Annotated in this window: 13 protein-coding genes, 1 tRNA gene and 4 pseudogenes; 11 read left to right on the top strand and 7 right to left on the bottom strand. The window is 33.4% G+C overall.

Features of this window, described 5'->3' with window-relative positions; genetic code table 11:
* Positions 1–139: 139 nt before the first annotated feature.
* The 3 genes and pseudogenes from BPMYX0001_RS25720 to BPMYX0001_RS32795 all read right to left on the bottom strand — a co-directional run.
* Entirely contained in the window at positions 140–505 is a 366-nt protein-coding gene (locus tag BPMYX0001_RS25720) for a hypothetical protein (RefSeq protein ID WP_006097107.1), read from the bottom strand.
* A 285-nt stretch (positions 506–790) separates the two neighbouring features.
* Positions 791–864: transfer RNA gene (locus BPMYX0001_RS25715), tRNA-Ile, on the bottom strand.
* 269 nt (positions 865–1,133) lie between these two features.
* Positions 1,134–1,223 (bottom strand): annotated as a pseudogene (locus BPMYX0001_RS32795) (class D sortase); the annotation flags it as partial.
* Here BPMYX0001_RS32795 and BPMYX0001_RS25710 point away from each other — a divergent pair.
* From BPMYX0001_RS25710 to BPMYX0001_RS25695, 4 genes are all read left to right on the top strand, one after another.
* Positions 1,217–1,546: a hypothetical protein gene (locus BPMYX0001_RS25710; RefSeq protein ID WP_006097105.1), complete on the top strand. Its 330-nt coding sequence runs from the start codon at positions 1,217–1,219 to the stop codon at positions 1,544–1,546. The pseudogene BPMYX0001_RS32795 and the gene BPMYX0001_RS25710 sit on opposite strands and share 7 nt — an antisense overlap.
* A 218-nt stretch (positions 1,547–1,764) precedes the next feature.
* On the top strand, positions 1,765–3,768 hold the full coding sequence (locus tag BPMYX0001_RS25705) for a serine hydrolase domain-containing protein (protein ID WP_033799392.1): 2,004 nt from the start codon (positions 1,765–1,767) through the stop codon (positions 3,766–3,768).
* 264 nt (positions 3,769–4,032) lie between these two features.
* Positions 4,033–4,245 (top strand): hypothetical protein, encoded by a 213-nt coding sequence (locus BPMYX0001_RS25700; RefSeq protein WP_006097103.1) that lies wholly within the window; start codon positions 4,033–4,035, stop codon positions 4,243–4,245.
* A 189-nt stretch (positions 4,246–4,434) separates the two neighbouring features.
* Entirely contained in the window at positions 4,435–4,962 is a 528-nt protein-coding gene (locus tag BPMYX0001_RS25695; RefSeq protein WP_033799391.1) for a hypothetical protein, read from the top strand.
* Positions 4,963–5,259: 297 nt separating this feature from the next.
* Here the strand turns inward: BPMYX0001_RS25695 and BPMYX0001_RS25690 are convergent, their stop codons facing one another.
* Both BPMYX0001_RS25690 and BPMYX0001_RS25685 read right to left on the bottom strand, forming a co-directional pair.
* Positions 5,260–5,607, bottom strand: coding sequence for a YkgJ family cysteine cluster protein (locus BPMYX0001_RS25690; RefSeq protein ID WP_006097101.1), 348 nt, complete (start codon positions 5,605–5,607; stop codon positions 5,260–5,262).
* A 463-nt stretch (positions 5,608–6,070) separates the two neighbouring features.
* A complete protein-coding gene (locus tag BPMYX0001_RS25685; protein WP_006097099.1) occupies positions 6,071–6,484 on the bottom strand; it encodes a hypothetical protein in 414 nt (137 codons plus the stop codon).
* An 805-nt stretch (positions 6,485–7,289) separates the two neighbouring features.
* Here BPMYX0001_RS25685 and BPMYX0001_RS25680 point away from each other — a divergent pair.
* From BPMYX0001_RS25680 to BPMYX0001_RS25670, 3 genes are all read left to right on the top strand, one after another.
* On the top strand, positions 7,290–7,529 hold the full coding sequence (locus BPMYX0001_RS25680) for a carcinine hydrolase/isopenicillin-N N-acyltransferase family protein (RefSeq protein WP_006097098.1): 240 nt from the start codon (positions 7,290–7,292) through the stop codon (positions 7,527–7,529).
* A gap of 138 nt (positions 7,530–7,667) precedes the next feature.
* The gene (locus BPMYX0001_RS25675) at positions 7,668–8,114 is read left to right on the top strand and encodes a GNAT family N-acetyltransferase (RefSeq protein WP_003204648.1); all 447 of its coding nucleotides are present in this window, start codon (positions 7,668–7,670) and stop codon (positions 8,112–8,114) included.
* Between the two features lie 601 nt (positions 8,115–8,715).
* Positions 8,716–9,705, top strand: a complete 990-nt coding sequence (locus BPMYX0001_RS25670; RefSeq protein WP_033799390.1) for a trypsin-like serine peptidase — start codon at positions 8,716–8,718, stop codon at positions 9,703–9,705.
* A gap of 287 nt (positions 9,706–9,992) precedes the next feature.
* Here the strand turns inward: BPMYX0001_RS25670 and BPMYX0001_RS25665 are convergent, their stop codons facing one another.
* A complete protein-coding gene (locus tag BPMYX0001_RS25665) occupies positions 9,993–10,940 on the bottom strand; it encodes a hypothetical protein (RefSeq protein ID WP_006097096.1) in 948 nt (315 codons plus the stop codon).
* 175 nt (positions 10,941–11,115) lie between these two features.
* Between BPMYX0001_RS25665 and BPMYX0001_RS25660 the strand changes: the two are divergent.
* Together BPMYX0001_RS25660 and BPMYX0001_RS25655 are read left to right on the top strand one after the other, a co-directional pair.
* Positions 11,116–11,700 (top strand): annotated as a pseudogene (locus tag BPMYX0001_RS25660) (DinB/UmuC family translesion DNA polymerase); the annotation flags it as partial.
* Positions 11,697–12,047 carry a YolD-like family protein gene (locus BPMYX0001_RS25655; RefSeq protein WP_240516968.1) on the top strand — a complete coding sequence of 117 codons (351 nt, stop codon included), beginning with the start codon at positions 11,697–11,699 and terminating at the stop codon, positions 12,045–12,047. The pseudogene BPMYX0001_RS25660 and the gene BPMYX0001_RS25655, both read left to right, overlap by 4 nt.
* Before the next feature lie 436 nt (positions 12,048–12,483).
* Here BPMYX0001_RS25655 and BPMYX0001_RS25650 read toward each other — a convergent pair whose 3' ends face one another.
* Positions 12,484–13,389 (bottom strand): excalibur calcium-binding domain-containing protein, encoded by a 906-nt coding sequence (locus tag BPMYX0001_RS25650; RefSeq protein WP_006097094.1) that lies wholly within the window; start codon positions 13,387–13,389, stop codon positions 12,484–12,486.
* A 367-nt stretch (positions 13,390–13,756) separates the two neighbouring features.
* Between BPMYX0001_RS25650 and BPMYX0001_RS31575 the strand changes: the two are divergent.
* Together BPMYX0001_RS31575 and BPMYX0001_RS25645 are read left to right on the top strand one after the other, a co-directional pair.
* Positions 13,757–13,885: pseudogene (locus BPMYX0001_RS31575) on the top strand (IS6 family transposase); the annotation flags it as partial.
* Positions 13,886–14,186: 301 nt separating this feature from the next.
* A pseudogene (locus BPMYX0001_RS25645) lies at positions 14,187–14,981 on the top strand (helix-turn-helix transcriptional regulator); the annotation flags it as partial.
* Positions 14,982–15,086: the final 105 nt, after the last annotated feature.

The raw sequence follows: 15,086 nt of genomic DNA, 5'->3' as shown, positions 1-15,086 counted from the left end.
AAACCAACTGAAAATATTAAGAGCGTGTTTTAATTAATCTTTTTTCAAAACACGCTCTTTTCTATGATTATTTATCAAGATTATTAGTATCAATTTGATCAAACTTTATTTTAAAGCAACACCAGCATTTTGTTTGGAATTATTTTTCTCTTAAACTCGTCTCATATTCTTTTACTTCATCCAGCGTTCTAAATACTACTACATTAAAAATTTCTTTTTCATTACCACAAATAACAACAAACCCATCAGTTGTTTGTAATACTCTTCCTACATTTCCATTCGGAAGAGGAATGCTAGTCGGATGTTTAATATTCATCTTATTTTTCTTAGCAATATATTCATCAATCGGCATCCCAATGGGGAATTCATTTTGCAATTCTTTGGTGGTATACAGGGAAGCTGAACTTTCATTCTTTGCTGGGGCTTTTTGATAATTTGGTGTACAAGCTGTTAAAGACATGAATAATGCACCGGAAACAAAAAGCAAAGAAAGCTTTTCAAACATAAAATAATTCACTCCATTCAGTATTCAATTAGTCACCAAATTAGAATAGCAAAAGGGTTCTATTAAATTTGTTGCAATGTGTCTGTCGAAAAAAGAAAAGAATGCACTTATTTAGTGATTTTCCTCGAAATACTAAAAGGTTACTGCGAAAATTTGTAAATATAAGGATAAAATATACATTAGGGGAGAAAAAAGTTTGTACAAGTTATATATGAAGGGCATAAACAAAAGAAAAGACCTCTTCCGAGTATCTTTTTGTGATAATTAGTTTATGAATTGTGAAAGTGGACCTTGTAGGATTCGAACCTACGACCGGACGGTTATGAGCCGTCTGCTCTAACCAGCTGAGCTAAAGGTCCATGGTAAGCGATTAGTTTTCCAGGCTAATCGCAATAATGAAGTATACCGATATAATTATATAATATTTTGAATGAAAAGAAAAGACACTCAATGAGTGCCTTCCTTCAGTTCTTTAGTTCACCAATTGTTTTTCTATAGGGTTTCAACATGATTAATGAAAAATATAGAGCAGATCTATAACAAAATAATAGCATTATGTTACCTGGTGTTTTCATGCAATTTTACATATGAGAGAATTCGTCCAACGAGGTTCTATAAAATCAGTATTTTAATGAACAGAAACTAAAGATGATTCAATTATATAACGATTAGGCGCGTCACCAATATAATCAAAAGGATAACAGGTTGTTAATGTTAGGAAGCGGTACCATTGTTAGTGGAGAAGCTGCCCATGCAGAAGGGAGCTTTACCACTGCCAGTGGAATTGCTTCCCATGCGGAAGGAATAAATACCGCCAGTGGAGAAGTTGCCCATGCAGAAGGTGCTGGTTCAATAGCTATAGGAACGGCTTCTCATGCGGAAGGTAACTTAACCATCTCTAGTGGAGACTTTTCCCGTGCAAAATGGAGAAGAACAGATACAGCCATGCATATGATGAAAAAAGGACAATTTGTTTTACCGGACAAGTCCGTCCAAAACCAGAGAGAATTTATTCATAAATTGTTTGGCTCAGCTTCATAAGAGGGAAATGTAGAGGAATTTGCTACTCTATGTTTCTCACTAACATTTTTGTGCCAGAACCAAACTGTTTATAAAGTTAGAGGAGGATGAAATTACAGAATATAAATAAAATTATGTAAACAAAATAAATTATGGTAGAATATGGTTGTGTTATCCAGATCAATGTTTAGCACATTGAGAAAATAATCAACAAATCTGGCTTTAAAGGGGGAATTAATTTGGAAAGAAGAAGTCATAGAATTATTCATCATTTTCGAAGTTTATTAGTTATAAGCCTATGTTTCTTTCTAGTATTTTTGGGTGGTAATAACTCGAAGGCTGAAACAGTTTCTTCTATAGCATTAAATGCTATAGATGTAGAAGCTTTCACAAATAAAGTAATTCCAGAGAAAATGAAAGCAGAAAATGCACCTGGTGTAGCTATTGTCGTTGTCAAAGATGATCAAATTCTATTTCAAAAAGGATACGGTTTTTCCAACAAAGAACAGAATATTCCCATCGATCCTAAAAAAACCGTTTTTCGATTAGCGTCAGTATCAAAGGTTTTTACTGCTAGTGCTGTAATGCAGTTAGTTGAACAAGGAAAAATTGATTTAAATAAAGATATAGTAAATTATATGGGGGGATTAAAGTACCAAAATAATATGGGTGAACCAGTTACAATGAAACATTTACTCACCCATACAACAGGTTTTGATGATGTGGATCCTAGATTGGGGGATATTCATGATCAAATAAATGACTATACAAAACTTAAAGATTATGTAGAAGAAAATATGCCCACAGTAGTGAGAAAGCCAGGAGATACGTATACATATGATAATTTTGCTTCTATGCTGCAAGGATATATTGTTCAAAATTTGACAGACACACCTTTTTATAAATATATGGCGAAAAATATTTTTTACCCTTTAGAGATGCAAAATAGTAGTTTTGTTATGACTAATTTTATTAAAGATAAGCTTGCAACAGGATACGATAAAAAAGGCGATGTCATCCCATTTTATCAAACAAGACCGACGGACATGCCACAAGGGAGTATGTTTTCTACAGGAAGTGACGTAGCCAATTTTATGATTGCTCAATTGAATGGTGGTAAATTCAAAAATAAACAAATACTAAAAACAGAAACTGTGCAAGATATGCAACAAACAAAATTTGCGTTGCATCCAAAGTATCCCAATATGACATATGGATTTGAATTCTTTTCACCGCAAAGCCATAATGGTCAATATGTTTTTGGGAAAGGTGGAAATATACCAGGGTTTTCTTCTTTAATGTGGTTAATTCCTGAACATAAATTAGGTGTTTTTGTTGTCACGAATAAAGATAGTTCATTACTTCCTTATAAATTATTTGATGAATTTATGAATCACTATTTTCCAGATAAAACGAAACCAGAGTATTTAAAACCTAGCGAGGAAGAGTTAAAGAAATTTGAAGGTGTGTACCGTGATTTACGGGTGAAAAACCTTATTACGCATGTAAAAATAAGCGAAGGAAAGTTATTTGTAGCTGATAAAAGGTATGGTAAACAGGAATTAAAACAAATAGATCCTTTACTATTCGAAGATGAAAAGGGTAATTACATGGCGTTTAAACTTCACAAAGATGGTACTGTAAAAGAAATGATACATTGGAACTCTGGTAGTTCAGCGGTGAAAGTAAGTGAACCTAAGAGATTTCAAGATGTAGAGGTGAATCATCCATATGCTAAATTCATAGATCCTTTACATCAATATGATATATTAAAAGCAAATAAGGAGGGGAATTTTGTTCCTGAAGCCCCTCTTACACGTGGAGAGTTTTCATATTGGTTGTCTCAAATTGCGTACTTTGCACCACCTTCAAAAAAAGACCCTGTATTTTCTGATGTAAAGGGTCATCAGTATGCATCTCATATTCAAAAGTTATATGAACTGGGTATATTATACGAAAAAGAGGGAGAACAATTTTATCCAGATCGTGCTATCACTAGACAAGAAGCAGCATGGATTGCTTGGCATTATTTAGAAATGCTAGAGGCTCCACCTGCAGAAGCTACTTTAAAAGGAGAAACTGATGATTGGGCGATAGAGTCTGTGAAAAACATTGTAGGTCATCACTTAGTCGGACCAGAGGTTATATATAATGAAGATGGATCAGCAGATTATTTATCAAAACAAATAATGAAACGGCAAGAGGCAGCGGCCTTGTTATTATATGTTATGTTAGGTAGTTAATTTGCACAAAAATAGAATAAATATCTGAACAGAAAAAGAGGGATAGCATAAAGATGCTATCCTTCTTTATTGAAGTATATTTTTTACTTCTTGGCACAGATACGCCTTAAATCCCTTAATGAGTATTATTATGCATGGTCAAATTTAAATTAAATATTCGGAATAAATAATTATATTTTTCTGTAATTTTTAAATATTTACAATTTATAGAAAAATATAATGTCTTCTAAAGTGTACGTTCAGATTAAAAAAGGAGTTTTTTTTATGTTAAAAAAACTAGTAGTTGGGGTTTTAGCAACTGGTATTCTATTGACTAGAGCTGGAGGTGCACTTGCTGCAGAAGAGTTTCCGTATCAAGTAAAAACAAAAGGGTTTAATGGACAACCAGTATCTATTGGTTTTGATAACAAAACGGATTTAGAAGATTACCTAAAGAAACATCCTGTTCCGCATTGCCATAAAGCTAAGTTTTTATGATACCCCCAAAACGAAAAAAACGAATTGGGGCTACAAAAGTGAAATATATTATGTGTTAAAACAATTAAAATAAATATTTCTTATTATTCGAATAAAAATAATATGTTGATAAATTTTTACATTTATTACAAAAAAATGATAAAAGGCGTAAGATTAGTTTACAAGCCATTTTATAAAGGAGTGATTCATTTGAAACGAGTTATGGGAGTACTTTCTACAGGTTTATTAGCAGGCGCGATGCTATTTGGTGTTTCAAGCCCGCAGGCGTATGCAGATTCTCCAGCAAAGCCTTACCAAGTAATAACTGATGGATTTGATGGGGAGCAAACAACGATTGGATTTGAAAACAAGACAGATTTTGAAAATTACTTAGAAAGCCATCCAGTTCCTAAAAGCAACAAAGTGCAACCTTTAGCATCAATTTATTCTACTTTTTATTATGATAATGATTTGAAGGGCTCACGTTTTACTGTAAATGCAAGTAGAAACCCAGTTGTTGTTGTAAACTTTGGTGGTTCTAATAATGATAATGTTTCTTCTATACTTACACATCCTTATGGAGATTATACGACTATTTATGAACATGTTAATGCAGAAGGGCGAGCACTTGCAATTGTAAACAATGGAAAGTATATTAATTTGACTGATGTTAGTATGGGAGATGGAGCTAGAACTTGGAATGATGAAGTTTCATCAGCGATTGTAAAATCTAATTAAGCTTAGTAGAAAAACTGATTTTCATCGAGATTTTCTACAATCTGAGCATTTCACTGATAGTGAAATGCTTTTTTGTCATGTTTAATTTCACTTAAATATGCTTTAACTTAGTTTAGGGTACCGCCCATCGCTATCAAGTTAACAAAATTCCATTAAAGTAAAAAAATACGCTATTCTTTCTATAGAATTATAGGAAATGATAACGTATTTTTTGCTTTATAGATGGTGAAAAACCTTAGCTTTATAGCGATGTGGTGCTACCCTGCATCTATCAACTTAAGAAAATAGATAAAACCATTAAGAAAAATCTTTCCATGTAAAATCAACACTCAAAATACCAATGGGCTGTTCGTTACTCATATAGTTTTTTGCGGAAACTACTTCCGGTTTGCGAAAACAAACAAGATTGTTGTAATACCCAAATGCTCGGCAAATTATTGGACGTACCGGATGAATACCGCAACGATCGTTTATTTCGTCATAGAAAATACATGTTCCAAAATATCGTTGCTGACTTTTTAAATCTAGGCGTTTTTTTGTAGGCATCGATTTTATTTTCTTCTTTATTTTTTTAAATTCTTCTTCTGTAATTGGAACGGGACCGCAACACATTCCTTTGCAGCCATTACAAGGTAACCCTTCCATATAATCATCTCCTAAAATAAGTAATTGTTATAATTAATCCAAAAATAAGGTTTTTCTAGTTCAGCAACCAAAAAGAGAGGATTTCATTTTATATTCAGAGAGTTTGGCTTGAATTCTCCTTTCTTATCGTTTTAGAACAACACAAAAAGGTCTTTAGACGCACTTGAAGAAGAATGCTCTTCAAGTGGTTCAAAGACCTTGACCTGCTATTCAAATAAAATACCCGATGTCATTTTTTCTAAAAAAGAAAAGTATCTCTATTATTATTTTAACAGATTTATCACAATATTACAACGATAGACGAATTAAAAGAGATTTCTTAAACACCATTTTTAATTTTTTTAATCTCTGTTAAATATTCAAAGTTTCTTTTCTACACTAGCAAAGGGATAGAAAAGATTTTGAAGCTACGTAAAGCTAGAAGAAAATGTATATATTTCCACTTTATTGATAATTCTTACTATCAATTAAATTTAGAAAGAGCGAATTTAGCTGTAAAATTCATTTTCTTCATAAATGAAGAATTCACTCCTGCTTGAAATTGTACAGAAATATTACCGTCTTTTTGCGCTTTGAATACGCGTCCATAAGGTGAATTAGCATTGTATGTACCAATTACTTGATTGTCTGCGTCAAAGACTGTGTAAGAAATCGGGAATCCTGAATTATTTACAAATACTGTAAGTTCTTCTCCTTTTTTAAGATTAAAAGATTCTTTTTGAGACACTTCATATGAACTCAGAGAATAATATTTAGTAACCTCTTGAATTTCTAAACCCATAGTTGCTGCACTAGCTTTCGGAACTTCTAACCCTGGTAAATTCATACCCGAAAGTACTGCTACTCCTAATGCTCCTGCTAAAATGGCTTTTTTCATAATTCTAACTCCTCCTTTAATATTCTTTCATAAAATAGTTACAATAAGTAAATGTAAAATCTACTTACTGTAACTATTATAGTTACGGTAATAATTGTTTTCAATAGAAAGTGGTATGCAATTTTGCATACAGAGAGGTATCACTACATGTCCATAAAGCTAACAGAACAGATTATCCAAAAAACGATAATGTCGGTGTGAAGTCCTACATGGGCTTTTCCGAATCGTGAAATTTGTAAAACATGTGCTTAAATTGATGTTAAATAATACCACACTGAAAATATTCATAAATAAAGGACGTATACGACGATGAAACAACCAGTGAATTTTAAATGGGAGCATTATGAGCCGGATATTCTTATAGAGCTACTAGACAAGCGAATAAAAACTCCATCCTATGAAGTCCTAAAGTTGTTGAGAGATAGGGCTTCATAGGATGAAGTTACTTTGCGAGAGGATTAAGTGTGCAAAAAATTTTGTTAAACGAATCCTAAAGGGAGTAAGAGGCATTCGTTTAAAAGAATTTACCTCGCAAAAAATATTAACATAGGCCTGCCGGTGAAGATGTGATAAAAATTACAGAGTTAATAAAAACTTCATTTTGTACAAAACAAAACCCTAGTTTCCTAGGGTAATGGATATAACAACCCGATTTAATCTAGCTTCTATATTATAAGGTGTAATCACAATGGTTATTAATGGTAAATGCAACCGGAAAGAGCAGCTAGCAAAAGCTAACTGCTCAAGGATCTCCAGGGGGACGGAGAAATTATTATGGTATCTATAATATTGACGGAATATTGAAATGTTTGCTTCGTGTGGTATGCCGATAGGTAAATATCCAGGTATGAGAGAACCAGTAGTTACGGGGTTACAGTTTATGGTGGTTGTTAGAGCCATACTAGAGACGTGTAAAAATATTGAAGAAGCCGTCTATGCTGTGAAAAACATGCCTGTGGGAACGAATATGAATTTACTTTTAGCGGATGCAAATGGTGAGGCAACTTTAGTTGGAACATATGACGGGGTTAAATATATTATTTAGAAGGTTAAATCCTAATGTTAAGAAGGTATTGTCTATGCAAAAGGAATTAGTATTTTTAGGGTGTAAATATGAGGGGAAAACATTTTAATAGCCCAAAAGCTACGTGGTTCCCTTCTATATTCGAAAGGAGTATCCATATTGAACAAACTATCTTTAAAACCCATTGACAAAAGTAATTGGGAAGAGGCTATAAAATTATCAGTAAAAGAAGAACAACGCACATTTATCGCCTCCAATCTTTATTCTATTGCAGAGGTTCAATTTTTAGATAATTTCTATGCAAATGGTATATATCTTGATAATAAGCTAATAGGATTTGCGATGTTTGGAATAGACTCTGATGATAATAATTATTGGATTTATAGACTAATGATTGATAAAGAGTACCAGGGACAAGGTATAGGTATACAGGCTATATTTCTCATTATTGAAAAGATAAGAAGTATTAATAATAAAAATATTCCTCTAATCATGATTGGATATAATCCTAAAAATCTTTCAGCAAAAATTGCTTATAGGAAAGCTGGATTTGTTGAAACTGAAGTATCATCTTGGGGTGAACAATTGGCGAAGTTCACCTTATAGGGGCACTATACATGCCCATCAACTTAAGAAATTGGTTGTTCCCCAAAACGAAAAAACGAGCTAAATTCTCATAAATACTTAACTATAGAGAAGTGAATTTTTTGTTTAGGGGGTGCTTCAAAATATTAGCTTGATGGTAAATAAATTTTGACTAAATTGATAATTGTAATTCTAGGCGCTGCCTGAGTTTAACTTAAAGAAACTAGCCATGCTCGTTTCATATGATGATAATACATTTATAGTGGTCTTTGATGAAGAGGTGCAAATAGCTGCTCAAGGTAGAAAGGCTTTGGAGCTTTACTTGCTAAACATCTTCTTAGTTATCAAAATATCATTGAAAGCTATATGAGAGTCCAAAGAGAGTTTAGCAAGTAAAATAACTTAATTAATATTATCAAGAGCTGAATTCTCAACACACCTTATAACCAAGTCTTCAACATATTAGACATATATAATATGTTGAAGACTTTCTCATTTTATAATAAAATACCGTCGGAATATTCGGGTTATTTTTAGGTTTTTTTATCTTTTTTACGAATAATAAATTAAGGCAGGATATAGTATTAAATGGTATTAACAAAATATGCAAACGGGGGTATTTATGAAAAAACTAAAATTTTTATGTTCGGGGATTATAGCTAGTATAACTTTAACAACATGTTTAAGTATTAATTCTGTATATGCAACCTCTGATGAAAAAAATTCTCTTACTCAATCTAAAAGCTCTCCTAACATTCCATACTCTATTCAAGATCCAAACAATACAGAAGATCCTTCGGGTTATTGGACAAAAGAAAAAATGCAGAATGCAATCCCAGCAGATGAAATCAAGACTAATGAAAAAACTACTCCAAAAAAACAGGAAGCTCCCTCAACAGAAAAACCTAGTAATATTTCTGATCCAGTTCCGCCTGATACTAGTGGTGGAATTAAAGCACTAAATGTTGTTGTTCCATCTACAGCAGGCAAAGTATTTTTTTCATATAGCGGAAGGGACTATGTTTGTTCTGCTTCTGCTACTAATAATGATTATAAAAACCTTGTCATAACAGCGGGTCATTGTGTACATGGAGGTAAGGGGAAAGGATGGCACTCAAATATTGCATTTGCTCCAGCATATAATAATGGTTCCACACCGTATGGGATTTGGAATTGGAAAGATGCTCGTACATTTAATTCTTGGATAAACGATAGTGATTTTAGCCATGATCAAGCGTTTTTTACTGTTTATCCTAGAAGTGGAAACAATTTAATAAATACTGTCGGAGGAAATGGACTTTCAACTGGATATGGTACTAATCAACCGAGTGTTCGTATTTGGGGTTGGCCCGCTGAAAATCCATACAATGGACAATTACCTTATTATTGTGGCGGATCAACAAGTAGTGCGGGATTGTTTAGTAGTGATGCCAAGATGAGTTGCGGTATGAATGGGGGAGCGAGTGGCGGACCTTGGTTAAGAGCGATAATCAATGAAAACCTTGGTTATGTTTTTGCAGTGACATCCCGACGTTCAACTTCAGGAACACCAACTTTGTATGCTACTCCTAATTCTAAGGATGTAAAAACAATGTTTGATCAAATGAAATAAGTGAATCTGATATGATTCTTTATTCTCAGTATAAAGTACACAATTCGAAAGAGAACACGTATTACATTACGGCAAGTAATGAGTATGTAAACGTGCATTGATATACGAAAAAGAAACCGGCTCGGTAATCGGAATCGGTTTCTTTTACTATATACCGAGGAGTGCAAACAAAACGTGGATTACGTACTAAAAACAAAATTCTACAGAGATACACTGATTTTCTGTACGATGAGGAATCCATTTTTCTAAATATTTTCTTTAAATAAAGCCTACGGCCGAAGAAGATTTTAAGTATTATATTTTCTATTTAACTCGTTTGTGCTTCTTTTAAATAAACCTAAAGATACTGAAGAAATAACTTTATAGTCTTTCTCAAGCCACATGTTTAGATTGTTCTGAAAATCTTCATTAAATAATATGTTTGACAAGTTTCTAATAATAAGATAGGAAGCATAAGAATGAGGGAATGTTGGGTCATTTTTTGCCTGGAATAGAAATTTGCCCAAGATAGTATGATCTTTACTATAAATAAGTTCTATTAATTTTGCGCGATATTCTAAATCGTTAGGTTTTAAATTAGGAAAATGAACATAGTCAAATAAATGTTGCGTTTCATGTTTTAAAAAGGATATTTGAAACTCTTCTCCCTGTATATTCTTATAACGTTTTGAATTGCAGTATAGTTCAGCATCTTTTGCCCATCCCCCGGCTGTTTTTTTCTCACAAGTAGCAAAACTTATCCAACTTTCCAGTAAAAAGTCGGACATCATATGCACTGTAACAGTTTGAAATGTGGATGGTAATTCAACATCAAAATGTAGGGTTTCCATACTTTTCCAAATATAAGGCCCTCTATAAGGGGGGCTAACCCCGCCCAAGAAATAAAACCCTTTTTCCATAAAAGCATCCATTAATATTTTTTCGATTGCCTCAATATTTAGAGTATTACTAACCTGCAACAAATTAGCCAACTCTTCCTTAAGAATGAGCTCGGCATTACCATTTGATTTTGGACTTATTAATACGCTTCGAAAATAATTATGATAAATTAAAATGACTCTATTAACCCATTCGTCCTCCGTAGGAATTTTCTCTTTATAGTCAGTCGTGAAAAATCTATTAATAAAATCTTTTTCTATTTTAATAATTTCGTTAGTTTTGGGACTAATAGAGCTAAGATACTTCATGGCCGATTTTATATCTCCTTGTAGACATAATGAATAAAATCTCTCCATTTATACACCTCTTTTTATTAGACTAACCTATACTTTAAGTACATTTTGTCATACTCCGCCCTTTATATTAACATAAATATCCATTTGTTATAAAAATCGAAAATGGCAATATCTAATGAAAAACGTACTACATTAGGGCTAGGATGCGTATGTGGATGTACGTTAGTAGGACGAAAAAGAAACCGGCTCTGTAATCGGAGAAGAATTACACTTACATAGTAACGGTATAGATTTCAGCCGTATATTCGAAAAACATATTCCGACAGAAACTTCTATCGCTAAGAGTCAAATACTATTACGTGATTATTCGATAGATGAAATTCCGATAATTTTGCTAGGGCATACAGAAGAAGTCTGCTATCGATTAAGGATGCAAAAGAAACTTGCTAGAACCATCCATCTTTCAATTGGTAGTAGTAAGGGTTACGATGGGGGATTTCGAAAGACACATACGTTTAATCGACCGACCAATTTAACGGTGGATATCTATCATGTTTGTACATATTATTTACACACTCTATACACGGGCGAGCCAATTCGAACAGTTAGTATTTCATTAACGAATTTAGTAGCCGAAGGAGAAGAGCAGATTTCGTTGTTTGATAATGTAATACAACGAGAAAAAGAAATGAGATTAACTCGGGTTATGGACGAAATCAGAACACGATTCAGTAAGAATAGCATATTATGGGGCGTTTCCTATACGAAAAATGCAACCGCAAGATATAGAAATACATTATTAGGGGGACATAAGTCATGAATAACGCAAACAACGCAAAGATGCCGAAGGGAAGAGGAATGGTGAAATGGCAGCCATTCGCATCTATGCCGGAACAATTCGCCGGTATCAGATCTATCATTAAGGAGAATGCGAAAGTGCCACGCCCTATCGTGACGCAAGACAAAAAGGAACGAATTGAAAGCCGTCTACTAACTTCGTTACTAACCGAAGAGGAGATACTAATTACATACTACGAGGATGGTTACATACTTTCGGGTTATATGACTGTTGTCGATATCGATCCTTTAAAAAAGAGCGTTATATGTACGGACGCTTTTCATTATAAGAATACGTTTAAATTTATCGACATTATTAACGCTGAGTAGGCGGTATGTAACTATATTAAACGAAACTTCACATGTCCTTTACACTACGTTAATATCTAACTGTTGAAATTTTACATGAGGTAACAAACTAACGTAAAAGGGGCCTTGCTAATGGGACAGGTACAGTCGAACTTATACGAAATATAAATGGTCAGGCGGTCAGGAGTTAATGTGGTATAACGTAGAGGTAAAGCGAGGGAAGCATGTGTGCGAATTTGAAATCTACAGGACAAGCGACACCATTTCGGTGTTTTACGTAGATCAATCCGGCAGAATTTATTTTTAGTTAAAATTATTCTATTTAAATCTAATATTCCCTGTTAAGTCATTAATTTTTTTACAACAAAATACAAAACTGCAAGAGCCATTGCGGTAATAGCAAAATATAAGATATGAGTAAGTGGTGAAAAAAGGAACCTATGTAGGTTCCTTTTTGTTATTTGTCACAAGCTAATCCGTCACCATCTCTATCTAACTTAGAGGAATAAGCAGGGTGATCTCTTGTGATATTTGAGAATCCAGCTGCTTTGGCCTCTTTACAGCTTTTAAAATTGTAGTTTCCTTGAGGGAGATTATTGTTTGGTTGTTGCTGTACACTTTGTTTTTGTTGAGCTTGCTGCTTTTGTAATTCTTCTTGTTTCTTTTGCTCTTCTTGCTGCTTTTGTAATTCTTCTTGTTTCTTTTGCTCTTCTTGTTGCTTCTGTAATTCTTCTTGTTTCTTTTGCTCTTCTTGTTGTTTTTGTAATTCTTCTTGTTTACGCTGCTCGTTAAGCTTCTGTTGTTCGTTATCTCTTTTATTAGCATCTGTATCTACAACTTTTGTTGTTGAGGCTGCTTTATTTTCATTTTTATTATCTACCATTCCGCTAATTCCAGCTGTGAGAATAAATAAATATATAATACATGCTATAACTATTTTCCATTTTGTATTAGAACGGAAACCAAGAATTTTCCTGTACCATTTACGACGTACCTTATGTATTTCAATAGATGTATTATTTTCGATAAAGCGCTCGATGTCTTTTCCTTGTTCCGTTGGGATAAAACGAAATGGTGTTCCTAATCCATTAAACTCGAATACGGATTTAATAGCAAAGTGATCTACTAGAACAGTGGAATAATCAATAAAGTAGTATTTAGCAATGCTGACAACATCATTTACAACTTTATTGTACTTGAATAATTGAATATGGTCAGTTGCTACAGCAGCATAACCAGTTTGCATACTTTCTAAGTTGGTAGAAACGATAATGGGTGTAATTCCATACTCTTTTTGATACTTTTTAGCAATTGCTTGTTTAGCAAGAGTAGATTCATTAGGCTTTTTCTTTTTCTTACTCATTATTTAGATCTCCTCTCAAATTTTACATAATAACCATTGTATATATTATCAAAATGTAAGATTAATGTATATTCCGAGTACAAGTATAACAGATTTACAAGGAATATATTATGAAAAGAATGTTTAATATATTCTGTTTGTAAGAAAATAAAAAGAGACGCCTATTCATCGTTTTCATCTACTAATGCTATTGACACTCCCACCTTTAAAGGGAGGCTGTCGCACTGTAGTGGGCTTTCACGTTCGGAACATCTGTAATGTTCAACTAATCAACCATTTTTCCAAATGTTTTCGTGGAGTATTTGCCCTTTGGTTTTGGTGCAAGAAATCTCTAAAACTTTGACATACTGATACTATCAATCTTAAAACAGCACCCTCTATATTGAGCGGTGTTGAAGCCATGCATATGATAAAAAAGGGACAGATTGATTTACGGAATCAGTCTGCCCAAAATCAGAAAGAGTTCATACACCAAGTGTTTGGACTTATAGCATAAAATACGATTTCACTAGGAATCTACTATTATTCGCGTTCTTCTTCATATATTTGCACCAGAACCGAATTATTGAATGAAAATAGAGTTGTTCCGTAATCGGACCAGATTATGTAATTAGAATATGATTAATAGAGAAGCAGGATGTTTTATAATAGTGTAGAATGTTCTTCAGAGTAAGCTCTGTAAGGTGATTAACGAAATGGTAATACATATGTTTACATTTACAATTAAATTTTTCAATAAGTTTAATATTTTACTACAGAATGCTTATCTTGAATCTTCGAGAAAGGAATGCCTATATATGTCTAAAATGGTTAATATGCTTTCTATATTATGGCTCCTCAAAACGAGAAGCCAAATGACTGCTAAGGAGTTAGCAGAGGAATTAGAAATCAGTATCCGTACGGTGTACCGCTATATTGATGCTCTGTGTGCAAGTGGAGTACCAATTATTTCAGATGCAGGACATAATGGTGGGTACAGGTTACTGAATGAGTTTAAGAAGGCACCTTTGATTTTTAATCTGGATGAGCAGAAAGCGCTTATTCATGCTGCAAAATTTGCAATAGATGCAGGGTATCCCTTTAGTGAAGCGTTAGATGAAGCAATTTCTAAATTGAAAATGTATACAAACGAGGAACAATTGAATCATATTAATCGTCATTTAAGAGGGTTTGAAGTTATCCATCCTACTGTCGAACCGCCTTTGAAATCTATTCTTCAAGAGTTAGAAATTTCTGTTGCCGAAAGTTATAGGTTATTTATTATTTATCATAAAGGTGGGGAAATCGAACCACAATCACGCCATATTGATCCTTATGGTCTTGTTTATTGGAAAGGTAAGTGGTACACAGTGGCTTATTGCCATCTGCGTAAAGAAATTCGAAGTTTTCGAATCAATCGTATTCAATCATTATCCAGAACAGGTGAAAAATTTGACCGACCCTTGGGATTTTCAGCACGTTCTTTCTTTCTAAAAGACCTTTTACCTGATTCAAACCAACTTGAAAAACTCATTTCTGTCCGTATCAAAGGCAAGACACATGCGCTTGATGATTTATGTCAGCATAGGTTATTTAGTCATGCTTTACAAGAAGTAAGTTATCAACTTTAGAGCCGAAATTAGCACAATTACGTAAGACTATAGATTATAAACTAACATTAAATCGTGTAGTTGGAGTTGCGTTTAATAATATTAGTG

The organism is Bacillus pseudomycoides DSM 12442 (assembly GCF_000161455.1).
Lineage (GTDB): Bacteria > Bacillota > Bacilli > Bacillales > Bacillaceae_G > Bacillus_A > Bacillus_A pseudomycoides.
Note: the sequence above shows the minus strand (reverse complement) of the source record. Positions and strands in the feature narration are given on the sequence as shown.